The 25,851-nt window shown below is 69.7% G+C and carries 23 protein-coding genes, 1 tRNA gene and 2 pseudogenes; 12 read left to right on the top strand and 14 right to left on the bottom strand.

Annotated features, from left to right (window positions below; genetic code table 11):
* Positions 1-166: 166 nt before the first annotated feature.
* Positions 167-1,402: a DUF3631 domain-containing protein gene (locus ACFYQ5_RS25545; protein WP_389200745.1), complete on the bottom strand. Its 1,236-nt coding sequence runs from the start codon at positions 1,400-1,402 to the stop codon at positions 167-169.
* Positions 1,403-1,617: 215 nt separating this feature from the next.
* Positions 1,618-1,848, bottom strand: a complete 231-nt coding sequence (locus ACFYQ5_RS25540; protein ID WP_389200743.1) for a hypothetical protein — start codon at positions 1,846-1,848, stop codon at positions 1,618-1,620.
* A 109-nt stretch (positions 1,849-1,957) separates the two neighbouring features.
* Here ACFYQ5_RS25540 and ACFYQ5_RS25535 point away from each other — a divergent pair, with 109 nt between their 5' ends.
* The 3 genes from ACFYQ5_RS25535 to ACFYQ5_RS25525 all read left to right on the top strand — a co-directional run bounded on the left by ACFYQ5_RS25535 (position 1,958) and on the right by ACFYQ5_RS25525 (position 6,565).
* Positions 1,958-2,623, top strand: a complete 666-nt coding sequence (locus tag ACFYQ5_RS25535) for a helix-turn-helix domain-containing protein (protein ID WP_389200741.1) — start codon at positions 1,958-1,960, stop codon at positions 2,621-2,623.
* On the top strand, positions 2,620-4,170 hold the full coding sequence (gene xerC / locus ACFYQ5_RS25530; protein ID WP_389200739.1) for a tyrosine recombinase XerC: 1,551 nt from the start codon (positions 2,620-2,622) through the stop codon (positions 4,168-4,170). Before ACFYQ5_RS25535 ends, xerC begins: the two co-directional genes overlap by 4 nt.
* Positions 4,171-4,657: 487 nt before the next feature.
* A complete protein-coding gene (locus tag ACFYQ5_RS25525; RefSeq protein WP_389200737.1) occupies positions 4,658-6,565 on the top strand; it encodes a hypothetical protein in 1,908 nt (635 codons plus the stop codon).
* Positions 6,566-6,654: 89 nt separating this feature from the next.
* On the opposite strand, the pseudogene ACFYQ5_RS25520 reads toward ACFYQ5_RS25525, so the two are convergent.
* Together ACFYQ5_RS25520 and ACFYQ5_RS25515 are read right to left on the bottom strand one after the other, a co-directional pair.
* A pseudogene (locus ACFYQ5_RS25520) lies at positions 6,655-6,842 on the bottom strand (IS630 family transposase); the annotation flags it as partial.
* Between the two features lie 460 nt (positions 6,843-7,302).
* Positions 7,303-7,375: transfer RNA gene (locus ACFYQ5_RS25515), tRNA-Arg, on the bottom strand.
* 820 nt (positions 7,376-8,195) lie between these two features.
* Between ACFYQ5_RS25515 and ACFYQ5_RS25510 the strand changes: the two genes are divergently transcribed.
* Complete coding sequence (locus ACFYQ5_RS25510; protein ID WP_389200958.1) at positions 8,196-9,935, top strand: class I adenylate-forming enzyme family protein; 1,740 nt, start codon at positions 8,196-8,198, stop codon at positions 9,933-9,935.
* On the opposite strand, the gene ACFYQ5_RS25505 is transcribed toward ACFYQ5_RS25510, so the two are convergent.
* Positions 9,922-11,199 (bottom strand): M6 family metalloprotease domain-containing protein, encoded by a 1,278-nt coding sequence (locus ACFYQ5_RS25505; RefSeq protein ID WP_389200736.1) that lies wholly within the window; start codon positions 11,197-11,199, stop codon positions 9,922-9,924. The genes ACFYQ5_RS25510 and ACFYQ5_RS25505 overlap by 14 nt on opposite strands.
* A 310-nt stretch (positions 11,200-11,509) precedes the next feature.
* On the opposite strand from ACFYQ5_RS25505, the gene ACFYQ5_RS25500 reads away from it, so the two are divergent.
* Both ACFYQ5_RS25500 and ACFYQ5_RS25495 read left to right on the top strand, forming a co-directional pair.
* A complete protein-coding gene (locus tag ACFYQ5_RS25500) occupies positions 11,510-12,127 on the top strand; it encodes a TetR/AcrR family transcriptional regulator (protein WP_389200957.1) in 618 nt (205 codons plus the stop codon).
* A gap of 193 nt (positions 12,128-12,320) precedes the next feature.
* Positions 12,321-13,841: an MFS transporter gene (locus tag ACFYQ5_RS25495; protein WP_389200734.1), complete on the top strand. Its 1,521-nt coding sequence runs from the start codon at positions 12,321-12,323 to the stop codon at positions 13,839-13,841.
* Positions 13,842-13,877: 36 nt separating this feature from the next.
* Here ACFYQ5_RS25495 and ACFYQ5_RS25490 read toward each other — a convergent pair whose 3' ends face one another.
* Entirely contained in the window at positions 13,878-14,390 is a 513-nt protein-coding gene (locus ACFYQ5_RS25490; RefSeq protein ID WP_389200733.1) for a MarR family winged helix-turn-helix transcriptional regulator, read from the bottom strand.
* Positions 14,391-14,572: 182 nt separating this feature from the next.
* On the opposite strand from ACFYQ5_RS25490, the gene ACFYQ5_RS25485 reads away from it, so the two are divergent.
* Positions 14,573-15,355, top strand: a complete 783-nt coding sequence (locus ACFYQ5_RS25485) for a dioxygenase (RefSeq protein ID WP_389200731.1) — start codon at positions 14,573-14,575, stop codon at positions 15,353-15,355.
* Here the strand turns inward: ACFYQ5_RS25485 and ACFYQ5_RS25480 are convergent.
* Positions 15,303-15,884 (bottom strand): GNAT family N-acetyltransferase, encoded by a 582-nt coding sequence (locus tag ACFYQ5_RS25480; protein ID WP_389200729.1) that lies wholly within the window; start codon positions 15,882-15,884, stop codon positions 15,303-15,305. The two genes, ACFYQ5_RS25485 and ACFYQ5_RS25480, sit on opposite strands and share 53 nt — an antisense overlap.
* A 147-nt stretch (positions 15,885-16,031) precedes the next feature.
* Between ACFYQ5_RS25480 and ACFYQ5_RS25475 the strand changes: the two genes are divergently transcribed.
* Complete coding sequence (locus ACFYQ5_RS25475) at positions 16,032-17,033, top strand: RNA polymerase sigma factor RpoD/SigA (RefSeq protein ID WP_389200728.1); 1,002 nt, start codon at positions 16,032-16,034, stop codon at positions 17,031-17,033.
* Between the two features lie 147 nt (positions 17,034-17,180).
* Here ACFYQ5_RS25475 and ACFYQ5_RS25470 read toward each other — a convergent pair whose 3' ends face one another.
* A complete protein-coding gene (locus ACFYQ5_RS25470; protein WP_389200726.1) occupies positions 17,181-18,167 on the bottom strand; it encodes a helix-turn-helix transcriptional regulator in 987 nt (328 codons plus the stop codon).
* 62 nt (positions 18,168-18,229) lie between these two features.
* Between ACFYQ5_RS25470 and ACFYQ5_RS25465 the strand changes: the two genes are divergently transcribed.
* Entirely contained in the window at positions 18,230-19,846 is a 1,617-nt protein-coding gene (locus ACFYQ5_RS25465) for an MFS transporter (RefSeq protein ID WP_389200724.1), read from the top strand.
* 101 nt (positions 19,847-19,947) lie between these two features.
* Here the strand turns inward: ACFYQ5_RS25465 and ACFYQ5_RS25460 are convergent, their stop codons facing one another.
* Both ACFYQ5_RS25460 and ACFYQ5_RS25455 read right to left on the bottom strand, forming a co-directional pair.
* On the bottom strand, positions 19,948-20,694 hold the full coding sequence (locus ACFYQ5_RS25460) for a DUF6227 family protein (protein WP_389200723.1): 747 nt from the start codon (positions 20,692-20,694) through the stop codon (positions 19,948-19,950).
* A 153-nt stretch (positions 20,695-20,847) separates the two neighbouring features.
* Positions 20,848-21,936, bottom strand: coding sequence for a P1 family peptidase (locus ACFYQ5_RS25455; protein ID WP_389200722.1), 1,089 nt, complete (start codon positions 21,934-21,936; stop codon positions 20,848-20,850).
* A gap of 307 nt (positions 21,937-22,243) precedes the next feature.
* Here ACFYQ5_RS25455 and ACFYQ5_RS25450 point away from each other — a divergent pair.
* From ACFYQ5_RS25450 to ACFYQ5_RS25440, 3 genes and pseudogenes are all read left to right on the top strand, one after another.
* Positions 22,244-22,417, top strand: a pseudogene (locus ACFYQ5_RS25450) ((2Fe-2S)-binding protein); the annotation flags it as partial.
* Entirely contained in the window at positions 22,414-22,818 is a 405-nt protein-coding gene (locus tag ACFYQ5_RS25445; RefSeq protein WP_389200720.1) for a hypothetical protein, read from the top strand. The pseudogene ACFYQ5_RS25450 and the gene ACFYQ5_RS25445, both read left to right, overlap by 4 nt.
* Before the next feature lie 21 nt (positions 22,819-22,839).
* Positions 22,840-23,067 carry a hypothetical protein gene (locus ACFYQ5_RS25440; RefSeq protein ID WP_389200718.1) on the top strand — a complete coding sequence of 76 codons (228 nt, stop codon included), beginning with the start codon at positions 22,840-22,842 and terminating at the stop codon, positions 23,065-23,067.
* A gap of 29 nt (positions 23,068-23,096) precedes the next feature.
* Here ACFYQ5_RS25440 and ACFYQ5_RS25435 read toward each other — a convergent pair whose 3' ends face one another.
* From ACFYQ5_RS25435 to ACFYQ5_RS25420, 4 genes are all read right to left on the bottom strand, one after another.
* Positions 23,097-23,558 (bottom strand): MscL family protein, encoded by a 462-nt coding sequence (locus tag ACFYQ5_RS25435; protein ID WP_389200717.1) that lies wholly within the window; start codon positions 23,556-23,558, stop codon positions 23,097-23,099.
* A gap of 119 nt (positions 23,559-23,677) precedes the next feature.
* Positions 23,678-24,238 (bottom strand): RcpC/CpaB family pilus assembly protein, encoded by a 561-nt coding sequence (locus ACFYQ5_RS25430; RefSeq protein WP_389200715.1) that lies wholly within the window; start codon positions 24,236-24,238, stop codon positions 23,678-23,680.
* A 277-nt stretch (positions 24,239-24,515) separates the two neighbouring features.
* Positions 24,516-25,364 carry an S-methyl-5'-thioadenosine phosphorylase gene (locus tag ACFYQ5_RS25425; protein ID WP_389200713.1) on the bottom strand — a complete coding sequence of 283 codons (849 nt, stop codon included), beginning with the start codon at positions 25,362-25,364 and terminating at the stop codon, positions 24,516-24,518.
* 88 nt (positions 25,365-25,452) lie between these two features.
* On the bottom strand, positions 25,453-25,800 hold the full coding sequence (locus ACFYQ5_RS25420) for an FmdB family zinc ribbon protein (protein WP_389200711.1): 348 nt from the start codon (positions 25,798-25,800) through the stop codon (positions 25,453-25,455).
* Positions 25,801-25,851 lie beyond the last annotated feature (51 nt).

Raw genomic sequence — 25,851 nt, 5'->3', positions numbered from 1 at the left:
TGGGACTGGCGTGGCCCGGTGGGGTGGTGAGACCTGTCGCGACTCGTCGCGTGCCTGGTCAGGGCAGGTACGGGTGCGGAGATGACATCGAGTCGACTCGTCACCGGGTCCCGACTCGTCACCGCTCTGACCTGCGCGGAGACGAGTCGCGACGGGTCGTGCCGGGTCAGGCCCCGGTCGTGGCGTCCGGCGCAGGCTCGGGGCAATAGCGCGCCCAGGAGTCGGTGAAATGCAGAAGGGCATAGCCCCGGGCCTGGACGTTCCCGTGGAAGCGGCGGGGGGCGGAGCTGATGCCGTACTCCTTGAGCAGGATCTGCAGGCCCCGAGGGGTCAGGCCGTTGGTGGTGTACTCCGGCCAGGGGGTCTCGGCGTCCTGGTTGAGGATGTCGAGGAGTCGGCTGGTGCGGAGAGCCGGTGGATTGCCTTCGGTGGCGAAGGCGCGGCGGATATCGGCCAAGAGGCGGATGCCGAGGCTACTGCTGTCCTGGTCCTGCTCGGCCTCGTGCTTGGCCATGACCCGGCAGGCAGTGCGGGCAAGGTCGGGCCACGTCCCGCCGGCGAGGTCGGCAACGGTCACCAGCGGCTGCCAGGTGTCGGCCGCGCGGTCTTCGACCGGCATGGCCGGTGTCAGCTCCATCGCCTCGGCGTGCAGCGGGACCAGCCAGGCGACGAGCCGGTCGCGCAGCGCGTGAAGGGGCGGGGTGTCACGGAAGGTACGGAACTCCGCCACCTTCTCGCCCGGCCTGCGACGGCGCATCCGGATGACAACCGACCGGTCCATGATCGTGTCCGGCAGGTCACCGATGCCGGCGAGGGCCGCCATGGCGAACGTGGGGAACTTCGAGACCTCATGGTTGGGTCCGGAAACCCGCAGGGTGGGGCGGTTGCGCTGGTGCCCCGCGTTGAGCAGGCCACGCATCTCCTCGTTCTTCTCCGCGACCTTCGCGGAGCCGAAGAGCGTGTCGGCCTCGTCGACCAGCAGGGTGGGCGGCGTGGCGGTGATGGACCGGAACACTGCAGCGGCCGAGGCGTTGACCGTGATCAGCGGATCGTGGACGCTCTCGGTGATCACGTCCAGCAGCCGCGACTTGCCGCACCGCTTCGCCGGCCCGACGACGGCCAGCCGCGGAGCGTGCTGCCAGGCCGTCTGCAGATGGGTCGCCGCCACCCACAACGTCACCGCCGTGAACGCTTCCTCGCTCGGCAGCACGACGTAACGACGGATCTGCTCCAGCAGCTCCGTCAGCACCTGATCCCCCTCGGATACCGGGGCGATCTCGGAGACGGCTGCGGGCGGCTCTCCCGGTGAAGCAGGGTGGACTGTCGGCTGGCCGGGTATGGCGACTGGCGGCCAGGAGGGCTTGTTAGGGGTGGAATAGGGCTCGGTTCCCGCGTGTTGCACGGGGCAGCTCCTCGTCTGGCGGTTGCGGGCTTGCCTGCCCTTGCCGCCGGGTTGGTTCTTCCAGGGCCGTTCGGGGCTGCTTGGGCCTCCGGCGTTGCCTCGCCGGGGGCCCACTTCGTACCCCGAGGGAACACGGACCGTACGGCCACACCCGCCAACAGTCCAGCGATTCTGTGTCAGCTCAACGCAGAATGCTTTGCTACGCTGCCGTCCCTTCATGCCGCCAACCCGAGCAAATTCAGCAGATCTGCGGTCACGACTCGGTAGGCGTTGCCGAGTCGCAGAACCTTGCAGGGGTACACGCCCCGCTTCGCCAGCTCGTATCCCTTGCTTCGACCGAGCCCCAGGGCGCGGTTGCTCGTCTCCAGGTCAACGGCTACCGGCAAGGCCAGCAGATCCTCTCGGCTCATCCCCTTGGGCTGCCCCTCTGTGGTGTTTTCGCGCATGCGGGATCCCTTTCGGTACAGCCCTCGGCGAACGCGGTCATCCCGTCCGGCTCCAGGCGTCTACCAATCAGCATCCTCAAGCTAATGTGTCTTCATGACACAACGCTGTTTGGATGATGAAGAGGACGACTTCCCGGAGTGGGTGGACCGGGTTCAGGCGAACGTGGCCGGTGAGGTCCGTCGGAGAAGGAAGGAGATGGGGTGGAGCGCGCAGGAACTGGCCGAGCGGTGCGAGGACCTCGGGCACCCCATTCCCCGCAACGTGATTGCCAACATGGAGTCGGGCCGCCGCGCCGGCCTCCCGTTGGTGGATGTCATCGTCCTGGCCGCTGCGTTGGAGACGTATCCGGCCTGCCTGATCTTCCCGGTCGGTTACGTCGACCAGACGCAGGAACTCCCATTCCAAGCCCTCGTGCCGACATGGGACGCCCTGCGGCGTTTCACCGGTGAAGAGGAAGTGCTCGGGCATGACTCGGGCCTCGTGTCCGACTTCGAAGTCCACACCAGCCTGGTGCGCACTGCACTGGCCGCGATCGAGGAGGAGGAGCGGGCACGGTTTGCTGCCAAGACAGCGACCAGCCGCGCCCAGCAGGAGGAAGCCGAACGCCAGCGGACCGCATACGCCGACCAGGCTCTCTCTGCCAAGTACAAACTCCGCTATCTCCGTCGCGAGCTCCGCGAAGACGGAGCCACCCCACCCGACCTCCCATCCGCACTTCACGACGTAGACCCGCCCGAATGGGCCCCTGAGACCGCCCAGGAGGAACGCCCTTGAAGGGCTCCACCCACCGCCGCTGCTATTGCCGTGACCCCAAGACCGGCAAGCCGCTCGGCAAGAAGTGCCCCAAGCTCGCCGGACGCAAGCACGGCTCCTACTCCGTACGCCAGGAGCTCCCGTCCCGTGCCGACGGAACGCGCCGCTCGTTCAGCCGTGCCGGCTATGAGAGCCTCAAGGCCGCACAGGCCGACCTCGACCACATACGCGCGCTCCTCGGCCTTGCCGACGCCGACGACTCCGAAGGTCTGGATCAGATCGCCGAGTTGCTGGAAAAGGTGGCAGACGAGAAGGCCCCGCTGCCGGACATCGAGTCGACCCGTCGGCGGCTGAGCCACGGCTTGGACCTCACCAGCCGCCTCACGGTCGGCGAGTGGCTGGATATCTGGCTGGTGGGCAAGAAGGGGCGGCAGAGCGCGATCAGCCGCGACGAGAGCAATATCCGTGTTCACCTCCAGCCGCGCATCGGACACTTGCGCCTCGACCGCCTGCGCGTCACTCACCTGTCGGAGATGTTCGAGGCCATAGCCGAGGAGAACGTCGAGATCGCCGAGGGGAATGCCGCCCGGCGCAAAGCGGTCGAGGATCTCGCACAGATCCCGTGGAAGGGGCGCGAGCCGCGCGCCCGCCGTAAGGCGATGAAAGCAGCCATCGCGGAAATGGATCCCTATCGCCGGATTGTCGGTCCGGCGACGCGCCAACGCGTTCGCTCCACACTGCGTGCTGCGTTGAACGCCGCGATCGCTCAACAGCTGATCACCTTCAACCCGGCTTCCCACGTCGAATTGGAGGCGGGCAGGCGACCCAAGGCGCTCGTGTGGACCGAGGAGCGCATCCTCCACTGGAGGCGCACCGGACAGAAGCCGTCGCCGGTGATGGTCTGGACGCCGGAACACACCGGCCTCTTCCTCGACCATGTAGCCGAGGATCGGTTGTACGCGTTGTTTCACCTGGTCGCCTTCCGTGGGCTACGGCGAGGCGAGGCATGCGGTCAGAGGTGGACCGACACCAACCTGAGCGCCGGCCTCCTTACCGTCGCCAAGCAACTGGTGGTGAACGGCTGGGAGGTGTACGAGGACGACCCCAAGACCGACGCCGGAGCGCGCACCATCGCCCTTGACTCCGACACGGTCCTGGCTCTGAAGCAGCACCGCGCCCAGCAGGACAAGGACCGCGAGAAGTGGGGGAGCGCCTGGGTGGAGACCGGAAGGGTCTTCACCCGCGAGAACGGAGAACGGCTTCACCCTGCCAACGTCACGCGGCGATTCATCGAGCTGTACGAGGAGGTCGGCCTCCCGCCGGTCCGGCTCCACGACCTCCGCCACGGTGCCGCAACCCTGGCTCACGCAGCAGGTGCCGGCCTGAAGGACATCCAGGAGATGCTCGGCCACTCGTCGATCACCATCACGTCAGACACGTACACGAGCCTGCTCCCCGAGGCGGATCTGGCGATCGCGGAGGCTGCGGCCCGGCTCGTGCCGCGAGCGCGCACCACCGCCGAGGACACCACCCCCGAAGCGGAGGCCGATCCCGACGGTGCGGAGTAGGAGTTCGAGGCCGAGTAAGGCCCCACCCTGGGGGAGGAACCGCATCACAGAGCGGTAACGCCTCGTGCTGCGACACCCGCTCTACGAGGTGGGATCGAATCCTCGCCGAGTAGTGCCCGAGTCTGCCGCGTGGTGCTGTCCTCGGCCTGGTCAGCGTCATGCGGCTATGCACTCGGTCCTGCTCGTGACACCTGGTGCTGGGGCTGTCCGTTCACACGTCGCTCATGCATGTCAGGAGTGGGGGCGCCCTGTACGGGCGCGGTCGAGGGGAAGTTGTCTGTCCGACGCCCGGGCCCGCAGGAGCGACGCCGCCGCTCTAACATTGGGCCGCTGGTCGTCCCATGCTTTGCGGCCGGGACGATGCGTGCCCCGGGGAGGAGATGCCTTGGCCCTTCTTTTGAGGGTGAATGTGCCCCGTATCCTCACGAGGACATGATGAAGCAGCCATCCGGCTTGCTGCGAGGCTTGCACGAGAGGCTGGCGGCCCATGGTGATGACCGATTACAACGTCAGCGACCACTGGTCCGCCGACGAGCCAGACTGGCTGAAGTCCCTCGTCTCATCGCTCGATCGCCGCCACGGCGTCAGCACTGTCGTACCGCTCACCGTGCTCGTAGAGGAAGTCCTGCAGTGGGTGGAGCTTGCCAGCGGCGTCGATGCCTGGAAGAACTCCGCTAACCGAAGGTCGCTTCAGCTCGACCTCGACGAGTCGATCCGTGCGCTCGGAACCTCGCTCCGAGCGCGCATCGCCACACCGCTCGAGCGATTCCAAACCGCCTTCTCACAGCTCACCGGAAGCACTGCGGAGACCTTGAAGCAGGCGCCGGGTACCCGCACCGGCGCCTCCTGGACCAACGTCATCGAGACTGCGAAGGACCTCCTCGAAGCGCTCGAGGCAGACGAAGCTGTCCGCATCAGCTGGGATGACCTCGTGGCCACCGCGCAGGACCGCACCTTGGAGGGCCGGGAATACCGTCAGATCGCCGAACTGCTCTTCGATCAGCTGCGCAGGCGTGGCCTCAGTGCAGAGGGGATCTTCCGCGATCTGGTCTCGATAGTCGGATTCGGTCGTGACCCCAACGACATCCCCATCGGCCAGCAGAATGTGCCGCTGCCGCAACGGATCGCGAGGGCCCGAACCCACATCGGCACTCCGGCCCCGGTCGAGCCGATCGTGGTGTGGCTCGGCTACCAAGGCGAGGCTTTCATGCACCTCTCTGCCGGGCGGGTGGCTTTCATCAATGCCCACTGGGCGGTTCCCAACGCCATGCCCGAGCGCCAAGACTTCGAGCACAAGGCGGAGCTCTGGGAGCTGGTGCAGCACGGTGGCATCTTTGAGGTCGCGAAGAAGGTCGACGAGGAGTCCGACGTCGACTTCCTGGTGCGTGTTGACCTCGGCAATACCACGCTATCTGGTGCGTTGGAGCGTGCCGTTCATGTGGTGAACACGATCCTCAACGTCTCGATCCACAACTCCGGTGGGGTCCGCCCGCACCTCGCTCAGTACGGGGTCCTGCGTTCCGGCAAGGCCGGCCCTCTCAGTTGGCTTGTCTCCCAACGCCAGGCTGCCTTCCCAGATGATCGTTACGGTGAAAGTATTACCGCGGACGCGATCAAGAAGCATGGGCCGCGCATCGCCTCGGCGCTGGCCCGCGAGGAACTTCCCCGGTTCCTCGCGGCCGCACTCGAGGTGCAGACTGCCGCCGACCACCCGTTCAGCCGTGCCATGGCGATGCGCAAGCCGTCCGAAGCAGATATCAGCAGCGTGATCCCCCTTACGGACCGTGTGGTGCAACACGTCGCGGCACACGCTGCGCTCGCCCCTAACGACCTGTTCAACCTCCTCGGCGAGCGCTGGCCCCACATGCGGTGGCTTACCGACGTGCAGCAAGCCGTTGGTATGTGCCTGCTCGGCGGTGGGAACCAGATTGCACTGCGCAACGAGCTGACCCGAGAATGGCTCGCGGACAAACCGTCGCGCCCGTGGATTCTCTTCGTCGCCGACCGCTGCGGTGATCTCCTCTCGCTGTGCCGCATCGAGTCCGAGCGCGCCTGGATCAGGCGAATGTTCGGCAGCGTGAGCGACCATGCCGTGTACAGCGCCCTCATTGCGAACTACGAGGCCGAGAGCGCGGTGTTGAAGGCCAGGCGGAGCCGTGTTCGCAACGCCTTGGTGCACGGGAATCCCGCCAGCTTTCCGATTGTCGCGTCCGTGCACGAGTACGCCGAGTTCCTGAGCCGCAGCGCGCTCAACCGTGGTCTCGAGTCCTACGTTCAGGGCACGGCGCCCGCTGCCGCACTCAGGCAAGAGTCGGAGGAGTTCACTGCGATGCAGGGAGGCCAGGACGCAGCCAGCTACTGGCGGACTCGTCGCACAGCTACGGCCTCGTCGTAGGTATGGAATGGGCACCGGGACTTCCTCGTGCCTCTCCGACCAATTCGCACACGCGGGCTGTCAACTGAGGGTGAACCCGTGACGTCGCCCAGGCGGGGGGCCTTGTGGACGTTGAGGTGTCCCAGATGAGCACGATCGGGCCGTTAAGTTGCTGGTGGGCTGTGGTCAGCAGGTCCCGATATCCGCGCCAGGTGAGGCTCTTGCGCCCGTCATGCCGGCCATCATCCAGGTGAGGCCGGTAGATCAGCATGGGCTGATGGCCGGGTTTGTAGCAGGGCGGCTCGCGGCAAGCAGGGCCGGCGCAGCGGGATCCTTCCGATCGCGTAGGGGGAGACCGCCGGCTCCGTCCTGTAGGCGTCTTCCAGCGACGGGTGGCGCGTGTGAAGGCCGTGGCCACGGTGAGCTGGCGGAGGTGGGCGAGGAAGGTTCTGGAGGCCGGCAGCGCGAAGTTGGCACGAGCTTGCTCCCCGAGGCGGACCTGACGATCGGGGAGGCCGCGGCCCGGCTCGTGTGGCGAGCGCGATTCACTGCCGAGACACCCGTTCCGGGGCGGGCGCACAGCCCGGTGAGGCCGACGAGTCTGTGCCGACCGGTGCTGATCCGTGGGGCCAGATTGAAGTGGCAACTTCCCCGTCCGCTCACGCACCGCTCACGCAAACGGCCCCGGACGAGGAGTCCGAGGCCGAGTAAAGCGCCTCCCTGGGGGTGAAACCCCAGGTCAGCGGCTTGTTGCGCTGTGCCCCCGGCAGGATTCGAACCTGCGACACCCGCTTTAGGAGAGCGGTGCTCTATCCCCTGAGCTACGAAGGCGAAGGCGTGGCTCCGGAAGCGTGTGACTGGTCCGGTGAAGCCGGTGGACTCGGGCACTCGGTTCCTGTGAGCCGTGTGGTGCGGGGCCGTGGCCCTGCTCCGGGATCAGTGTAGCGGGTGGGTGCGCTCCGCGATGGGGGTGTATTGGCGGCGGCCGTGGCGACCAGGTGCCCTCCGGTCGTCGGGGCGGCAGCCGGCGCCGGGGAAACGCCATCCCGCCGCGAACCGAATAGATGCAGGAGGCCGAACTCCGTGCCGGTGAGGCCCGTCTGGCGTCCGTTCGGCGTGGCCTCGCGGATGGTGGCCTCGATGCCTTGATGCGTCGATTCCTCGATGCGTGGGCAGCGTGGTCCCGGCCAGGTGTCGCGCTCGTCGGCTCGTGCTGGCCGGAGAGATGCCGGCCGGCGGCGAGAGCGCGGAAAAGCTGCTGGGCGTGGCCGAGGAGGAGGGGGTGCGCACGATCGTCCTGATTCTCCTCGCAGATCACCGCGACCCGCCCGGGAGCGGCCTCGCACGACCGGTTGCGGTGTTCGAGGAGGCCGTCCGCGCCTCGGGCCTGGAGTGGACGATCCTGCGGGCCGGAGGATTCGCGTCCAACGCCTTCGCGTGGGCGGAGACCGTCCGCGCCGAGCGCACCGGGCCCGCGCCGTTCGGGGATGTCGCGCTGCCGCCCCGTCGCCGCCTGGGCGGAGCGCAGCCTGCCCGCCTTCCGGTAGGGGCCGCCTCGACCCGGCCGCGGGCGCGGGGGAGCCGGTTGACGAGGGCAGGGTGCGGGCATAGCGTCGCCGGATCGCTGACCCCGTACGTGGAGAGGCCGTTCGTGCCGCACACCGACGACCCCAGCCGTTCACCCGACCCGGCAGCACTCGCCCGTATCGAGGCGTCGTTGACCGGCCCCGGGGCACCGTTCGCCGTGGTGCGCGAGGAGGGCGGGCCTCTCGTCTACGCGAACGGCCCGCGCACGCTGCGGGAGTTCGTGGAGACCACCTGGGCGTTCGACGACCAGCCGTTCCTCCTCTCGGGTGAACGTGTCTGCTCGTACGGGGAGTTCTTCGCTGCCGCCTCCTCGCTGGCCCGGCGGCTCACCGAGGTGTACGGGCTCCGCCCCGGTGACCGGGCCGTGGTGGCGATGCGTAATCACCCCGAGTGGCAGATCGCGTTCTGGGCGGTCCAGCTGGCCGGCCTCGTCGCCGTACCGCTCAACACCTGGTGGACCGAAGGGGAGTTCGCCTACGCCCTCGACGACTGTGAGCCGCAGGTCCTGCTGGTCGACGCGGAGCAGCTGTCGAAGGCTGTCGGCTGGGGCCGGAAGGCAGGGGTGCGCTTCGTCGTCTTCCACGGCGAGGGGGAGCTGCCGGACGGCGTGGCCGCTGAGCGGTACGCGGACCTGCCGGAGCCCGATCCGACGGCGGCGCCGCCCGAGGTGGAGATCCGGCCCGAGGACGACTCCACGATCCTCTACACCTCCGGCACCACCGGGCGGCCGAAGGGCGCCGTGGCCACCCACCTCGCACAGGCGGGCGCGGCCCTCAACCCGCGCTACCAGGCTGCGGCCTCGGCGCTGGGCCGTGGAGTCATCCCGGGGCAGGGGCCCGCGCCGGTCACCCTGATGACGTTCCCGTTCTTCCACGTCGCCGCCTTCACCAGCCTGTACGCGGCGATGGCGTCGGGCGGCACCCTCGTCCTGATGCCCAGGTGGGACGCCGATGAGGCCCTCCGGCTGATCCGCCGGCACGGAGTCACCCACTACGCCGGTGTTCCCGCCACCGCGCTCCAGCTGCTCGCTGCGGCGGACCGCGCGGGCGACGGCCTGGAGAGCCTGAAGGGGCTGAACACCGGCGGCGCGGCGGCTCCGCCCGACCTGGTCGCCCGGCTCACGGACCGGCACGGCGAGCGGATCGAGCCGCGCAACGGCTACGGCCTGACCGAGACCAGCGGCGGGGTGCTGGCCAACTTCGGTGCCGCGTACCGGGCCCATCCGGACTCCGTCGGCACTCCGACGCCGGTCACCGAGGTGCGCGTCGCCGGGCCCGCGGGGGAGGCGCTCCCGGAGGGCGAGGCCGGCGAGCTGTGGCTGCGCGGCCAGTCCCTGGCGCGCGGCTACTGGCGCGACGAGGCGGCGACGGCCGAGGCGTTCACCGGAGGCTGGTTCCGCACCGGGGATCTCGCCGTCGTCCGGGACGGGCGGGTGGCCGTCGTCGACCGGATCAAGGACCTGGTGATCAGGGGCGGCGAGAACGTGTACTGCGTGGAGGTCGAGGCCGCTCTGCACGACCACCCCGACGTCGAGGACGCGGCGGTGCTCGGCGTTCCGCATCCGGTGCTGGGCGAGGAGGTCGCGGCGGTCGTGCGGGTGGGCCCGGATTCCGGCGTCACGGCGGACGCGCTGCGGGCCCACGTGGGCCGGAGTCTGGCCGCGTTCAAGGTTCCGGCCCATGTGCTGGTGACACGGGAGCCGCTGCCGCGTAACGCCACGGGCAAGGTCCTCAAGCGGGAGCTGCGCGGCGCCGTCCAGGAGTACGCGCGCGAGAGCGGGGACCCAGGGCTCACGGCCGGGTGATCCGTACCCGGTAGTTACCGTCGTGGTCCTTCTCCCTCACCGATATGCGTATGCCGTGGGCCCGGTCGGTGAACGTCTCACCCGGTTCGAACGGGGCGTCGGAGAGCTCGGCGTGGACGTTCGGCCGCCGGGTGCAGCCGCCGCTGTCCTCGGTGCTGTCCTCGACGGAGACCGGGCCCTGGCCGGTGTCCACGTCGGAGCTCACCTTGTAGATGAGGACGCCGGGCCGGCAGACCGCTTCGTCGTTGCCCTCCGCGGTCCGTACCTCCACCGCGTAGCCGGACTGCGCGCTCACCGGCACGAAGGCCAGCTTCGGGCCGCCCGTCGTGGCCAGCGGTCCGAGGACGTGTTCGCTGGTGCCGGGCATGGCGGCGCAGCCGACCTGGTCGCCGTCCAGCCAGCCCAGCTTCCACTTGTGCCAGCCCAGGAGGTCGTTGTTGGCCCCCCAGTCCTCGGACATGATGTCCCAGTGCCCCACGGAGCCGCCCCCCTCCATCGTGTAGAGGTCGGGCAGCCCGAAGACATGGCCGTTCTCATGGGGCAGGACCCGGTAGCCGGTCTCCGCGTAGGAGCCGGAGCCGTCGTCCTGGCGGCTGTAGATGAAGGACGTGTTGGCCAGCGGGATGCCGTCGGCGGACGGGGCGTCGTCGTTGCCGGAGAAGGTCACCGACAGGACGGTGTCGAGCGCGGAAGGGCCGGCGTTCGGGGTGACGAGCACGTTGACCAGGTCGTACGCCGTGAAATCGACCTTCGGATCGGCGACGGTCACGAGGTCCTTGACGAGTTCGCGGTAGCCAGGTTCGTACGGTGAGCCGCGCTCTATGCCGTACTCCGCGAAGGGCAGCGGCATCCGCAGCCAGTCCTTCACGGGTGCTTCCGGCACGTACGTGAGCCGGCCGTAGGAACTGGTGTGGAACCAGTCGGAGGTCTGCGGGAAGAATTCCGCGAGCCGGTCGGCGGCCGGTTCCGTCGCCCGCGCGTCGGGGAAGTCGATCATCAGGTTGAGGGCTTTGATCCGGCCGGTGGCGTGTGCGTAACCGGGGGGTGTCGGCATGCCCTCCGACATCTGTACGCCCATGGCCGTGGGTATTCGGCACGGTGCGAGGCCGGTGCCGCGCGGCGCTGCCACCGGCCCGGCGGCCGCACGGCCGGGGACGGGGAGGGTGGAGCTGGCCGAGGCCATCGTCGCGAGGACCAGGGCCGTCGCACCGGCGAGCGCGAGGGGGCGGCGGTATGCGCGTATCCGGCGGCGGGGCTGCTGCATGGGGCGGCGCCTTCGGGGTCCGCGGCAGCCGGCCGGCCCTGGCTGCGCTCTGGCGATCAGCCTCATCCGGGTCGTGGGGCACCGCTCGCTGGGTGCGCCGATGGAGGGGTTTTTACCGGACGCGACACGTGACTCAGGTCACATGGAGCCGGGAAATAACCGGGGATCCTTTCCCCGTTTGAATCTGTGTTCCCGCGAAACGGGGACACGGTCCCCGGTTGTACCGGAGGGCCGCCGTACACATCGGAAGGGAAGGGCCGTGGCTGTGGAGTCCGTCGCCGAACCCGCCTCCTGCTCCATAGGGCGCCGCATGTCCCGTCCACGTGCGGACGCGCTGCGCAACAGGGAGCGGATCGTGACGGCCGCGCGTGAGATGTTCGTCGAGTTCGGGCCGGACGTGCCGCTCGACGAGGTCGCACGACGGGCCGGAGTCGGCAACGCCACGCTCTACCGGAACTTCCCCGACCGGGCTGCCTTGATCCATGAGGTCGTCCTCGCCGTCACCTCCCGCACCACCGAGCGGTTGGAGGAGGCCGTCGCGGCCGAGTCCGACCCGTTCGCCGCGCTCAGCCGCTTCGTGCACGCGGCGGCCGGGGAACGGATCGGCGCCCTGTGCCCGATGCTGTCCGGCGGGTTCGACAACGCCCACCCCGAACTGCTCACCGAGCGCCGCCGCCTCGAAGAGGCCGTCGAGGGGCTCGTGGAGCGTGCCATGTCCGCAGGGAGGCTGCGCACCGACATCGCCGTCGGTGACGTACTCGTCGCCCTCTCCCAGCTCACCCGGCCGCTGCCCGGCATCGCCTGCCTGGACATCGACCGGTTCACCCACCGCCATCTGCAGCTCTTCCTGGACGGTCTGGAAGCTCCGGCCCGCTCCGAACTGCCCGGATCGGCGGCGACTTTGGAGGACCTTCGCGGCGGGCGCTGACGCCCGCTCACCGGAGAACCGACCCACAGACCCTCAGAACTCAGCGGCCCACACCAGTCCCATGAAGCCGGGCCGGACCTGACGCGCAGGTCCGGCCCCGGTACAGCTCACCCTTTTTCGGGTTCGTACGCGGGTCCGTTCGCGGCCCGTGCGCCGACCCCGCAACTCCTCGTGTCCTTAGGTGGCTACTCCCATGTCGAAAACAGCCGGAACCCTTCCGGATCCCAGTCGCTGGAAAGCGCTGGCCTTCATCGCCCTCGCCCAGCTGATGGTCGTGCTCGACGCGACCATCGTGAACATCGCCCTGCCCTCCGCCCAGACCGACCTGGGCATTTCCGAGGGCAACAAGCAGTGGGTCATCACCGCCTACGCTCTCGCCTTCGGCGGGCTCCTGCTCTTCGGCGGACGCATCGCCGACCTCTGGGGCCGTAAGCGCACCTTCGTCGTGGGTCTGCTCGGTTTCGCCGCGGCCTCCGCGCTCGGCGGCGCGGCGCAGGGCGAGGCGATGATGTTCGGCTCCCGTGCCCTGCAGGGTGTCTTCGGCGCGCTGCTCGCCCCGGCGGCCCTCTCCCTGCTCGCGGTGATGTTCACGGACGCCAAGGAGCGCGCCAAGGCCTTCGGTATCTACGGAGCCATCGCCGGTGGCGGTGGCGCGGTCGGCCTGATCCTGGGCGGATTCCTGACCGAGTACCTGAACTGGCGCTGGACCTTCTTCGTCAACATCCCGTTCGCGATCGTCGCCGCCGCCGGTGCCTACTTCGTCATCCGTGAGCCGGGCGGCAGCCGCAACCGCTCGCCGCTCGACATCCCCGGCGTCGTCCTGTCCACGCTGGGCCTGGTCGCGCTGGTGTACGGCTTCACCCGTGCCGAGTCGGCCGGCTGGTCGGACTCGCTGACCGTCGGCATGTTCGTCGCGGCCGCGGTGCTGCTGGCGGCCTTCGTCGCCACCGAGTCGCGCGTGAAGTCGCCGCTGCTGCCGCTGCGCGTCCTGACCGAGCGCAACCGCGGAGGGGTCTACCTCTCCCTGGGCCTCGCCATCATCGCGATGTTCGGGCTCTTCCTCTTCCTGACGTACTACCTGCAGGTGGTCCAGGGCTACTCGCCGGTCAAGACCGGCTTCGCGTTCATGCCGATGATCGTCGGCATGATCACCGGTTCCACGCAGATCGGTGCCCGGCTGATGACCCGGGTCCCGCCGAGGCTGCTGATGGGCCCCGGGTTCCTGGTGGCGGCCATCGGCATGCTGCTCCTGACCCAGCTGGACATCAACACCTCCTACACGGCCGTCATCCTGCCGGGCCAGCTGCTGCTCGGCCTGGGTATGGGTACGGCGTTCATGCCGGCCATGTCGCTGGCCACGCACGGCATCGAGCCCCGTGACGCGGGGGTGGCCTCCGCGATGGTGAACACCTCGCAGCAGGTCGGCGGCGCCATCGGTACGGCCCTGCTCAACACCATCGCCGCCGGTGCCACCACCGCGTACGTCGCCGATCACGCGGCCGGTGCGAGCGACCCGAAGCTGCTCGAGCTGCAGGCCATGGTCGCCGGCTTCTCCAGCGCCATCTGGTGGGCGGTCGGCATCCTGGTCGCCGCCTCGGCGATCGCGGTGGCCCTGATCAACACCGGACGCCCGGGTACCGGCGCGGCCGACGGCTCGGGGAGCCTGTCGGACGGCGCCGAGGACGAGTTCAGGATCCCGGTCGTCGCGCACTGAGCGCGACGCCGAGCCTCCGGTCTGCCCTGGTTCCGCTCAGCGGAGCCAGGGCAGATCCGCGTCCGTGCCCTCCGGCTGCAGGCCGTTGGCGATGACCTGCATGATCTCGCCGAGGCTCTGCACCTGCTGGGGGCTGAGCCGGTCGAACATCGCCTGGCGCACGGCTTCGACGTGTCCCGGCGCGGACCGGCTGAGCATCGCGTAACCCTCGTCGGTGAGGACCGCGTTCTGGCCGCGCTTGTCCGACGGACACTCCTCGCGGCGGATCCAGCCGTTCTTCTCCAGTCGGGAGACGGCGTGCGAGAGACGGGAGCGGGTGATCTTGGCGTCCTTGGCCAGTTCGGTCATGCGCTTCTGCCGCCGGGGGGCCTGGGAGAGGTTGACGAGCAGTCCGTAGTAGATGTGCGGCATGCCGGCATCGCGCTGCAACTGGCGGTCGAGGTGGTCCTCCATGAGCGTGGTGGCGTGGAGGTAGGCGCGCCACACGCTCTGCTCTTCGTCGGTGAGCCACCGGGGTCCGCCGTGGGGTGCCGTGGTCATGTACTTCACTGTACGACCTTTTCTTGAAAGTTGAACTAGATAGAGCTAAGGTCTCCGGTAGTTGGAACTTGAAGATTCAAAGACCTTGTTCCGAAGAATCGATCTGCCGAATCCCGGTGCTTGCGCAGAAGCCCGTTCCCGGTACCTGTAGGGAACACACATACCTTGATCGGCGGAGGAATGGGAGTGTCATGACAGTCACCGCGGAACGCATGCCCGCCCTCTACCTCTCCCACGGCGCCCCGCCGCTCGCCGACGACCCGGTCTGGCCGGGAGAGCTGGCCGCCTGGTCGGCCGGGCTGCCGCGCCCCAAGGCGATCCTGATGGTCTCCGCGCACTGGGAGGAGGCCCCGCTCGCCCTCGGTGCCATCGAGGCCGTACCGCTGGTCTACGACTTCTGGGGCTTCCCCGAGCACTACTACCAGGTGCGGTACGCCGCCCCCGGGGCCCCGCAGCTCGCCGACGACGTCCGCAAGCTGCTGCGCGGCGCCGGAACCCCGGTCCAGGGCATCCCCGACCGCGGCCTCGACCACGGGGCGTACGTGCCGCTCGTCGAGATGTTCCCCGCGGCCGACATCCCCGTCCTCCAGATCTCGATGCCGACGCTCGACCCGCAGAAGCTGATGGCCATCGGGCGCAAGCTCGCCCCGCTGCGCGACGAGGGGGTGCTGATCGTCGGGAGTGGCTTCTTCACGCACAACCTGGCGGCGCTGCGGCACCCCGGCGGCGGCACCCCCGGCTGGTCCGCGGAGTTCGACGACTGGGGGCACCGGGCGCTCCAGGCGCAGGACATCGACTCCCTGCTGGACTTCGAGCACGCCTCACCCTCGGGCAGGCTGGCTCATCCCCGCACCGAGCACTTCGCGCCGTTGTTCGTCACCCTCGGGGCGGCCGAGGGCGAGCTCGGTCGGGGGCGCAGCGTCATCGACGGCTTCTGGCTGGGTCTGGCGAAGCGCTCGGTGCAGTTCGGCTGAGCAGCGCCTTCTCGTACCAGGACACGTCCCAGTACCGGCCGAACGTGCGGCCCACCTCCGTGTACGTACCGACGGGGTGGGAGCCGAAGGCGTCGTGCAGCCGGACCGACGGCTCGTTCGGCTGTGCGATCGCGGCGTAGGCGCGGTGGACGCCCTCGTCCGCCAGCGCCTCGAACAGCGCCTTGTGGAGGAGTGTGCCGACGCCGCGTCCCGTGGCGCCCGGGGCGAGGTACACGCTCACCTCCACCGAGGTGCTGTACGCCGCCTTCGGACGGTACGGGCTGCTGGTGGCGTAGCCGAGGACATGCGGCGCGTCGTGCCGGGTATCCGGGTCCGGAGCAACCAGGAGTCTGTGGGGGCCGTCTTCCGGGTGGGAGCGCAACCACGGCAGGCGCTCCTGCGGAGTGAAGGCCACCGTGTCGAAGGTGAGCGCGGTCTCAAGGACGTAATGGTTGTAGATGTCCGTGAGCGCCCGTAGATCGGCCTCCACTCCGGGCCTGACCTGCACCTCTGCGGGTATCTGCGGCATCTGTCCTCCTCTGGGGCCGGACAGGGTACTGCATGATCTCGAAAGTGAATGGGGGTCGTGGGAATTCTGTCCGGATTCCAGTCGTTGTTTCCATCGGATGCAGGGCACCCGGGAGGGTGTCGCGACCTACTCAGCAAGGGAGCACGCATGGCAACCCGTGCCGTCGCCCGTCGTTCGTCCGCCAGCACCGGCGGGACCAACCGGGCAAGCAGTGTTCGCGCCGTGGGCGGGGAGATCGCCGATCGCGACCTGGTCGGCATGTACCTGGACGAGATCGCTCGCACACCGCTGCTCGACGCCGCCAAGGAGGTCGAGCTGTCCCAGACGATCGAGGCAGGCGTCTTCGCGCAGCAGATCCTCGACGGAGCGGTGGAGAGCGAAGCCGGCGGAGCGAAGCCGGCGGAGCTGGAGGCGCTGGTCGTCGAGAGCGAGCGCGCCAAGGACATATTCATCCGTTCCAACCTCCGGCTCGTCGTTGCCGTGGCCAGGCGCTACCCGAGGGCGGGCCTGCCCCTGCTGGACCTGATCCAGGAGGGGAACGCGGGCCTGGTGCGCGCGGTCGAGAAGTTCGACTACGCCAAGGGCTTCAAGTTCTCGACGTACGCCACGTGGTGGATCCGGCAGGCCATCACGCGCTCCATCGCCGATCAGTCCCGCACGATCCGGCTCCCCGTGCACCTCGTGGAGGAGCTCGGCAGGATCCGGCGCGTGCAGCGCGAATTCAACCGTGAGCACGGGCGGGACCCGGAGCACGCGGAAATCGCCGCCGAGCTGGACACCACCACCGAGCGCGTCGGCAACGTCCTGGACTGGGCCCGTGACCCGGTCAGCCTGAACATGTCCGTGGACGACGACGGCGACACGCAGTTCGGGGACCTGCTGGAGGACACCTCCGCCGTGTCACCCGAGCAGTCCGTGATGACGCTGCTGCGCAGCGAGGAGCTCGAGGACCTGATCGGCAAGCTCGACAACCGCACCGCCTCCATCATCAAGATGCGTTACGGGATCGAGGACGGCCGTGAGCGGACCCTCACCGAGGTGGGCAAGCAGCACGGTCTGACACGGGAGCGGATCCGCCAGATCGAGAAGCACGCGTTGCTCGAATTGAAGCGAATGGCTCACGACACGGGCTTTGACGCTGCGGCGTGAGCCGATAACCCGTAATCTCCCCATCAAGCCGGTTCGCACCGGCCCGACGACCGGTCTCCTTTCCGGTCCCCTGAGCTGAGTCCCGGCGCCCCCCCCCGGCGCCGGGGCTCATTCATGTCCGCCCTCCTGGTCACGTCCGCCGCCTGGTCATGCCCGCCCCGCCGGCCGGGGTGACGCGGCGCGGGAAAGGCGCGCGCCCACGGTGCCGAGGTGTTCCACCAGCTCCGGCGGGCCGTGCGCCACGAACTCGCAGTTCACCAGGGCGAGCCGCAGGGCCACCCACTCCAGTGAGCTCTGGGTGCTCGTGCGCAGCCGGCAGCGGTGTTCGCCGCCCGGCTCCAGCGCGCCGAACTCCGCGGGCAGCCGGGCCGCCACGGCATCGGCCGGCGCCTCGAACGTCACATCGATGTGCAGCTCGGGCTGCGTACGCGACATCGACCGGGCGAAGAACTCCGCCGCGTCCCCGCTCTCGGTGGGCAGCTCGCGCGGGGTGAAGCGGGACCCGGTGGCGAACGGTTCACTCACCCGGTCCACCCGGAAGGTGCGCCAGTCCTCGCGGTCCAGGTCGTACGCGACGAGATACCAGCGGCTGCCCGTGCTCACCAGCCGGTACGGCTCGGCCTGCCGCTTCGACGCGGCGCCGTCCCGCGCCCGGTAGCCGAAGCGAAGCCGTTCGCGCGCGGTGACGGCCGAGGCGATCACCGTGAGCGTCCGAGGATCGATGGTCGCGCCGTCGCCGCGGGTGAGAGGGACCGTGGCGTTCTGCAGGGACGAGACCCGGTGCCGAAGCCGCGAGGGCAGCACCTGCTCCAGCTTGGCCAGGGCCCGTACAGACGCCTCGTCGACGCCTTCGATGGCATGCCCGGCTCCGGCCCGCAGCCCCACCGCGATGGCCACCGCCTCCTCGTCGTCCAGCAGGAGCGGCGGCATGGCGGTGCCGGCGACCAGGCGGTAGCCGCCGACGGAGCCGCGCGACGCCTCGACCGGATAGCCGAGGTCGCGCAGCCGGTCGATGTCGCGCCGGATGGTGCGCGGGGTGACGTCGAGCCGCGCGGCCAGTTCGCTGCCCGGCCACTCGCGCGGTGTCTGGAGGAGCGACAGCAGATTCAGCAGGCGTGCCGGGGTGTCGGTCATGGGGTACAGGATGCCCACCCATTAGGTCACTACCTGACCTGTTCGGCCTTTACCTTCTTCCCATGCCTTCTTCCGAATCTCTGCCGGCCACGGCAGCCGTCCGCACGGCGTCCACGGGGCCGGCCACGCCGCAGGACCCGACAGACCCGGCGGACCCGGCGGACCCGGCGGACACGGCGGGTCCCGCGGACCGGCGTCGCTGGTTCGCGCTCGCGATCGTGATGACCGCGGCCTTCATGGACCTGGTCGACGTCACGATCGTCAACATCGCCATCCCGAGCATCACGCGGGACACCGGCGCCTCGTTCACGTCGATCCAGTGGATCACCGCCGGATACGCGCTGGCCTTCGCGGCCGGTCTGATCACCGGCGGCCGGCTCGGTGACATCTACGGCCGCAAGCGGCTCTTCCTCATAGGCATCGGCGGCTTCACGATCGCCTCCGCCCTCTGCGGGTTCGCCGTGAATCCGGAGATGCTGGTCGCCTCGCGCATCCTGCAGGGCGGTATGGCCGCGCTGATGGTGCCGCAGGTCCTGTCGATCGTGCACACCACCTTCCCGGCGCACGAGCGTGGCAAGGTCTTCGGACTGTTCGGCGCGATCGTGGGGCTGGGCGCGGTGTCCGGGCCCCTGCTGGGCGCCCTGCTCACCGAATGGAACTTCTTCGGCCTCGAGTGGCGGCCGATCTTCCTGATCAACCTGCCGGTCGGCATCGCCGGACTGGTGCTGGGTCGCATGTTCATCAGCGAGTCCAAGGCGCCGAAGGCACTCCGGCTGGACCTGGCCGGCGTGGCCCTGGTGACGCTCGGCCTCCTCATGCTGCTCTACCCGCTGACCCGTGGACGCGAGCTGGGCTGGCCGCTGTGGGGCCATGTGTCGATGGCCGCCAGTCTTCTGGTGTTCGCGGCGCTCGTGGTGTTCGAGCGCCGGAAGGCGAGCCGGGACGGCTCGCCGCTCATCGAGCTTTCGCTGTTCCGGGTCAAGAGCTTCGCGGCGGGCACCGCCGTGCAGCTGACCTTCGGTGTCGCCCTGGGCATCTTCTTCCTGGTCTGGACGCTCTACCTGCAGATGGGGCTGGGCTGGAGCGCCCTGCGGGCCGGTTCGACGGGGATCCCGTTCTCGATCGCCGTCTCGTGCGCCGCCGGGGTCTCCGTGCAGAAGCTGGTGCCCCGCTTCGGCCGCAAGGTGCTGCAGACCGGCGCGCTGCTGATGATCGCCGGGCTGCTGCTCTACATCTGGGAGGCCGGGCGCTACGGACTGGACATCAGCCCCTGGCAGATGGCACTCCCGCTCGTGGTCATGGGCGTGGGCATGGGGCTGATCGTGGCTCCGCTGACGGACGCGGTGCTCTCCGGAGTCCCGAAGGAGCACTCCGGATCGGCGTCCGGGCTGATCAACACCGTGCAGCAGATGGGCACGGCGCTGGGGCTCGGCCTCGTCTCGGTCGTCTTCTTCGGGTCGATCAGTGACCGGTTGCCGCCGGAAGCGATGGGACCGGCGTTCGTGGACGCGTTCCAGCAGTCGCTGTGGTGGGTGGCCGGCGTCCTCGCGGTGATCTTCCTCGTGATGTTCGCCCTGCCCGCCAGGCCCCGGGTGCATCTGGAGGGAGGCGAGGACGACATGCCGCCCGCACGGACTCAGGGCGACACGCTCTCGAAGGAGCCCGCGCTGACGAGCTGAAGGGGCGGCGGCCGCTCGGACCGCCCCGACGCCAGGCGGGCACGGCCCCGGAACTCCGGGGCCGTGCCCGCCTGGCGTTGTGTGTGAGGCGCTGGGAACGGTCAGCAGATCCGGGTGCGGTTCTCCATGGCCAGACGGGCGCTCTGCTCGTCGTCGTAGACCTCGCACATGTGGCGGCCGTCGGGCGTGGCCGTGTGCTCGACCTCCCACAGGCTCGTCTCGCTGCCGTCCAGGAGGAGGAAGGCGTGCTCGTAGAGCGTGAAACCGGCATCGCGTCCGTCGACGCGGTACTGGCGGCCGAAGACCTGGGTGATGTGGTGGGCGAACGCCGCCCGGAGCAGCCCGGCCGTCCCGGCGCCCGGCCGGTCGCCGTTCTCCGCGCGGCGCAGGACGCGGCGGGCGTGGTCCGCGGAGTTGTCCGGGGCGTACATGCGGGGCAGGGGGGCCGGGGGGACGCTCAGGAGCAGGGTGAACGCCTCCAGGTCCTCCCGCAGGCTGTCGTCACCGAAGGCGGGTGTGTCCCAGAAGCTGCCGGCGAGGCGTGCGGCGGCGATCTGCGCGTCGCCCTCGTCGTCGTACAGCTCGTGCCGGAGAGGGGCCGGGACGTCCCTGCCGCCGCCGTGCACCAGCTCCCACAGGGTGAGCGTGGTGCCGTCGGAGAGGAGGTAGCTGTGCCGGTAGGTCTCGCGGTGCAGGACGGCACTGTGGTGGGACGAGTGCAGGGCACTGCTGTGCGCCAGTGCCGCCCCGAGCCGGTCGACCGTGGCATCGGACAAATCGAAGGAGTTGAGGGCGCATCGCAGGAGTCGCTCGAGGTGCTGCTCGGTTGTCTCGTACGGATCGCTCAAGGTGCTGTCTCCAGGCCGTCGCCGCGTGTTACCCGATGCGTGCATAACGTAGTCCCTGGGTCTGACATCGTGACCGGGGTTCGCAAAAAACGTACAGGGCACGCAGAAAGTTCCCGGCTTGTTCGATTCACCGGGCAAGGCTTCCCGGTCTTCTCAGGCCGTGCCGTAGAGCTCGCTGTACGAGGGGAACGTGCCTCCGGGGCCGTCGACACCTTCGGCCGCGCCGGCGGCCTTCACGATGGCGCGGGTGAGGACGTCGGCCGCTGCCGCCAGGATGCCGTTGAGTGCGGCGGTGGGCTCCTGGGGCAACGGCAGCCGGCCGGTGGAGAGGGCGAAGACGGTGTCCCCGTCGGTGAGCAGGTGGACCGGCCGCACCGCACGCGCCAGACCGTCGTGCGCCGTGCCGGCGAGCTTCTGGGCCTGGGCGCGGGTGAGGGCGGCATCGGTGGCGACGACGGCGAGCGTGGTGTTGAAGACGCCGCTCCCTGGTGCGTCGCCGTCCGGCCCGCCGTCCGGCCGCGTGCTGCCGCTGATCTCCGCCAGCCGACGGCACGCGGCTTCGTGCACCGGGGGTGCGGGGTGCGCGGGCGGCTCTCCCGCGCCGTACTTTCCGTACAGCACCCCGGTCCGCGGATCGACGACGGAACCCGCCGCGTTGACGACGGCCAGCGCGGCGACCGTGGTCCCGGAGGGCAGGCGCACGCTCGCCGTACCGACGCCGCCCTTGAGCTGCCCGGCCACCGCCCCCGTACCGGCGCCCACGGACCCCTCCGCGACCTGAGCGCCCGGTGCGGAAGCGGCGGCTGCCTCCGCGGCGGCGCGGCCGGTCGACGCGTCGGGGCGGGCCCGCCAGTCACCACCACGGCCGAGGTCGAAGAGGCAGGCCGCCGGGACCACCGGCACCACCTGTGAAGGGTCCGGGCCGACCCGGACTCCGCGCCCCTGTTCCTCGAGCCAGGCCATCACGCCGGACGCGGCATCGAGCCCGTACGCGCTGCCGCCGGTGAGGACGACCGCGTCGATCCGCTGCACCAGATTGCGCGGGTCGAGCGCGTCCGTCTCCCTGGTGCCGGGCCCGCCTCCGCGCACATCGACGGCTGCCACGGCTCCGCCCTCCGGGGCCAGGACGACGGTGGTCCCGCTCAGGGCGCCCCGGCCCGGCACCCGGGCGTGCCCGACGCGGATCCCGGCCACATCCGTCAGCGCGTCCAACGGGCCCGGGGCGGACAGTGCTTCGGTCATGTCGAGCTCAGCTCCTCATGGACGTGGTGGTGCCGTGTACCGGCGAACGTACAGGTGACGGCCGGGGGAGCGGGGCATGCCGCAGGCCCTCGGGTAGCGGGCGCATGCCGCAGGCCTCAGGGCGCGGGCCACCTGGGCGACGCGATCACACCATCGATGCGCATAACGGGACCGAACGACTGTTTCGGTCCTACGGTGGCCGGGTGACCGAGCCGCCAGAACCCGCCGCAGCCGAGCAGTCCGAGCCCGGTGCCCGGACCGGCACGTCCGACGGGACGGTCCGGCGGCCGGCCGGTGGCCCTCCGTCGCCGCGAGGGCCACCCGCTCGGGGGAGAGTATCGAGGAGGGGCTGTGCCGCCAGCTCAGCGACGACCGTCCGGATCTCGCCGAGCGGATCGGCTGCCCCGGTACCGGAGGCGGCGCGGAGGCACCACCCGCGCCCGCTCCGTCCGATGCCACGGCCATGGGGAGGCGGTCATGACCGAGCCCCTGGACCCGATCGAGCCGCCTCGGCCCCCCAGCCCCGCCGGAACGCGGTATCCCGACTACCACCCCGGCAGTGCGCGCGCCGAGCTGAACCGCCCCGTCCACAAGCGCTACCCCCAGATCTGGCCCACCAGTGGCTACGCCGATCCACGGGTGCGTCACACCGGCCCGGGCCTCGGGGCGGGCTCGGAGCAGGAACCCGAGCGCTCCGCGAAGCTGACGGCCCGGCTGGTGCTGGCGATGAGCGTCGTCATCGGTCAGCTGTGGGCGCTGACGGAGGTCGTCAACGTGTGGATGGAGGGCAACACGGGCACGGCCTGGTGGGGCGCCGGCTTCCTGTGCCTGTCGTTCCTCGTCGTGCTGGGGCTGTGGTTGCTCGACCCGAAGGATCGCTGAGCCCGGCCGTACCCTGGACGTATGAGTACCGCCCCCACCCCCGGACCGCGAGAATCGAAGCCGCAGCCGTCGCAGCAGCGACCGCCGCAGGAGTCCAGGCCCAAGCCGCCGGCTCTGATCTTCGACGATCCGCTGGACCGGCAGTCCTCGGACGACACGGATCAGGGGTGGGGCGAGCGGGCTCCGGCCGGCGGCGGCGCGGCCGACTTGGCGCGCTTCCTGGACGAGAAGCCGCCCCACCACATCTGACATCGGCGGCCGGTGAGGATTCCGGCTGACTACGCCTGGCCCCGCTGGGCGACCAGAGCGTCCCGGATCTCCTTCAGCACCTCCAGCTCGCTCACCTCCAGCGTCTCCTGCACGCCCTCCTTCGCCGCCCGGGCGGCCGCGCGCCTGGCGAGGTACTTCGCCATCGGCAGCACCATCAGGAAGTAGACGACGGCGGCGGTGATCAGGAAACTGAGGGTGGCACTGAGCACCGAGCCCCACAGGATCTCGATGCCGTCCATCTTCCCGGTCTTCGGATCCACCACGCAGGGACCCTGGAGGCAGGATCTGTAGTTCTCCAGGTCCTGGGTGCCGAAGGCACCGACCAGCGGATTGATGATTCCCTTCACGACCGCGTTCACCACGTTCGTGAACGCGGCACCGATGACGACGGCCACCGCGAGGTCGATCACATTGCCGCGTGTCAGGAAGGCTTTGAACCCTTCCAGCAGGCTGACCTTCTTCTCGCTCACATGCGAGCCTTCCTCTGTGCGTGCGGAAGGGGGAGCGAACTGCCCCGCCGCATAAGGCGGCAGAAGACCACGTTGTCCAATCGGGCACTTCCATCGGGTGAATTGACGCGGTCCCCGTTCTATTCGGCATGGGACACCGCCACCGCGAGCCGCCCCGAGGCGCCAGCACCCGCCAGGGCCGTCGCGGTGTCCCGCTCCACGGACAGGACCACCAGGGCGCCGCCTCCCACACCCGCCCCGACATCGGCCTCCGGGGATGACATCTGCCCCTCGCCAGCACCGCGCGGAACCTCTGCCACCCGTACGTCGCGTGCCACCACCCGGGCCTCGGGGTCCCCGTCGACCGCGGCGATCACATCGACGCGGTCGCCCGGCCTCAGCAGCCCGACCGTCGCCGCGTCGGCGATCCGCACCGGAGCGGACACCAGCCGTACGGCCCGCCGCTCAGGCCCCGGTGGTGCGCCTCCGGGAAGGGCGGCCGCCCCCCTCTGGCCGTCCAGCCCCGAAGCGGCGAGCAAGGCGGAGGTCAGTGCGAATCCCGCGGCCAGCGCCCGGCGCTGGCCGCGGATCGCCCGCCGGAGTCGTTGCCCGCCGCCGCCCCGCACCCGCAGGGGCCCGAAGGACGGGACCCCGCACGGTGCGGGAGGCGCGGGACGTGTATCGGGCACCGAAGAGGACATGGCTGACACCACCTGCCGTGAAGGGGAGCCCTGCAGGATTCCCCGCCGGACTCCCCTCACGATCCACCTACCGCGGAGATCCCGCTCAGCCCTGTGGACAACCCACCCGATGTGGAAAACCCGGCCACTCGTACGACCCAAACGCGTCTGGAAACGGCTGGGAACGGCTGGAAACGGCTGGAAAGGCCGGTCGGGCAGGAACAGACCGCGAGCCGAGGCCCCCGAGCTGCGCGCACCAAGGCCCCGAGCTGCGCGCTAAGCCTCCGGGCTGCGCGCGCTATGGCAGCTTGATCCCCGTGTCGATCCCGTCCAGCGCGTGCGCACAGACGCAGTCGCGGTCCTCGACCGCCGGCAGAGCGGCCACCGCGTCGAAGAGCACCGACCGCAGCCGGTCCACGTTGGCCGCGAACACCTCCAGCACCTCCGCGTGGTTGACGCCCTCGCCCGCCTCGGCTCCCGCGTCCAGGTCGGTCACCAGCGTCAGCGTCGTGTAGCAGAGGTTCAGTTCACGGGCGAGTACCGCTTCCGGGTGCCCCGTCATCCCGACGACCGACCAGCCCATCGCCGCGTGCCATCGCGACTCCGCTCGGGTCGAGAAGCGCGGGCCCTCGACCACGACCAGGGTGCCGCCGTCCACCGGTTCCCAGGCGCGCCCGCGCGCCGCAGCCAAGGCCGCCTTGCGTCCTTCGGGGCAGTACGGGTCGGCGAAGCCGAGGTGCACCACGTTCGGTTCGGTCCCGTCGGCCCAGGGCTCACCGTCGTAAAAGGTCTGGGCGCGGGCCTTGGTGCGGTCGACCATCTGGTCCGGGACGAGCAGAGTGCCGGGCCCGTACTCCGGACGCAGGCCGCCGACCGCGCACGGGCCGAGCACCTGGCGTACGCCGACGGAACGCAGGGCCCAGAGGTTGGCGCGGTAGTTGATCCGGTGCGGCGGGAGATGGTGGCCCCGGCCGTGGCGGGGGAGGAAGGCGACCCGGCGGCCCGCGAGTTCACCCAGGAAGAGGGAGTCGCTCGGCGCGCCGTACGGGGTGTCCACCTGGATCTCGGTCACGTCCTCCAAGAAGGAGTAGAAGCCCGATCCGCCGATGACACCGATTTCCGCTGTACCCGTTTCTGCGTTCACCATGCGGTCACACTAACGGGCACGCACAACCGGGACCCCGCCGAGTCGATCGGCGGGGTCCCGGTGAAACGTGTGGTGTACGCGGGCGGCCTCAGGCGGCCGACGTACCGCTCGACGACGTGGACGACGCCGAGGTGGAGCTCGAGGACGAAGACGCCGCGGCCGAAGTGGCCGGCTTCGCGTCCGACTTCGACGAGGACGACCCGGTGGACGAGTCGGACGCCTTGGACGACGACGTGGCCGGCGTGCTGCTCGACGAGGAGCCACGGCTGTCGTTCCGGTAGAAACCGGATCCCTTGAAGACGATGCCGACGGCCGAGAACACCTTCTTGAGGCGTCCCTCGCAGTTCGGGCACACGGTCAGGGCATCATCGGTGAACTTCTGCACCGCTTCGAGGCCCTCGCCGCATTCGGTGCACTGGTACTGATAGGTCGGCACTTGCTCCTCCTGGCACTCTCACTCAATGAGTGCTAACGACGCTCCATACTG

Source organism: Streptomyces sp. NPDC005794, assembly GCF_042871445.1.
In the GTDB taxonomy this organism is placed as follows: Bacteria; Actinomycetota; Actinomycetes; order Streptomycetales; family Streptomycetaceae; genus Streptomyces.
The sequence above is the reverse complement of the archived record's forward strand: the minus strand, read 5'-3'. Positions and strand labels throughout refer to the sequence as shown.

Coding starts and splice junctions, on each gene's coding strand:
- ACFYQ5_RS25505 (WP_389200736.1), bottom strand. CDS start 11,199: ATGCAGCAGCCCCGCCGCCGGATACGCGCATACCGCCGCCCCCTCGCG.
- ACFYQ5_RS25440 (WP_389200718.1), top strand. CDS start 22,840: ATGAGTACCGCCCCCACCCCCGGACCGCGAGAATCGAAGCCGCAGCCG.
- ACFYQ5_RS25430 (WP_389200715.1), bottom strand. CDS start 24,238: ATGTCCTCTTCGGTGCCCGATACACGTCCCGCGCCTCCCGCACCGTGC.
- ACFYQ5_RS25540 (WP_389200743.1), bottom strand. CDS start 1,848: ATGCGCGAAAACACCACAGAGGGGCAGCCCAAGGGGATGAGCCGAGAG.
- ACFYQ5_RS25455 (WP_389200722.1), bottom strand. CDS start 21,936: ATGACCGAAGCACTGTCCGCCCCGGGCCCGTTGGACGCGCTGACGGAT.
- ACFYQ5_RS25485 (WP_389200731.1), top strand. CDS start 14,573: ATGACAGTCACCGCGGAACGCATGCCCGCCCTCTACCTCTCCCACGGC.
- ACFYQ5_RS25500 (WP_389200957.1), top strand. CDS start 11,510: ATGTCCCGTCCACGTGCGGACGCGCTGCGCAACAGGGAGCGGATCGTG.
- ACFYQ5_RS25470 (WP_389200726.1), bottom strand. CDS start 18,167: ATGACCGACACCCCGGCACGCCTGCTGAATCTGCTGTCGCTCCTCCAG.
- ACFYQ5_RS25475 (WP_389200728.1), top strand. CDS start 16,032: ATGGCAACCCGTGCCGTCGCCCGTCGTTCGTCCGCCAGCACCGGCGGG.
- ACFYQ5_RS25495 (WP_389200734.1), top strand. CDS start 12,321: ATGTCGAAAACAGCCGGAACCCTTCCGGATCCCAGTCGCTGGAAAGCG.
- ACFYQ5_RS25525 (WP_389200737.1), top strand. CDS start 4,658: ATGGTGATGACCGATTACAACGTCAGCGACCACTGGTCCGCCGACGAG.
- ACFYQ5_RS25425 (WP_389200713.1), bottom strand. CDS start 25,364: ATGGTGAACGCAGAAACGGGTACAGCGGAAATCGGTGTCATCGGCGGA.
- ACFYQ5_RS25480 (WP_389200729.1), bottom strand. CDS start 15,884: ATGCCGCAGATACCCGCAGAGGTGCAGGTCAGGCCCGGAGTGGAGGCC.
- ACFYQ5_RS25465 (WP_389200724.1), top strand. CDS start 18,230: ATGCCTTCTTCCGAATCTCTGCCGGCCACGGCAGCCGTCCGCACGGCG.
- ACFYQ5_RS25445 (WP_389200720.1), top strand. CDS start 22,414: ATGACCGAGCCCCTGGACCCGATCGAGCCGCCTCGGCCCCCCAGCCCC.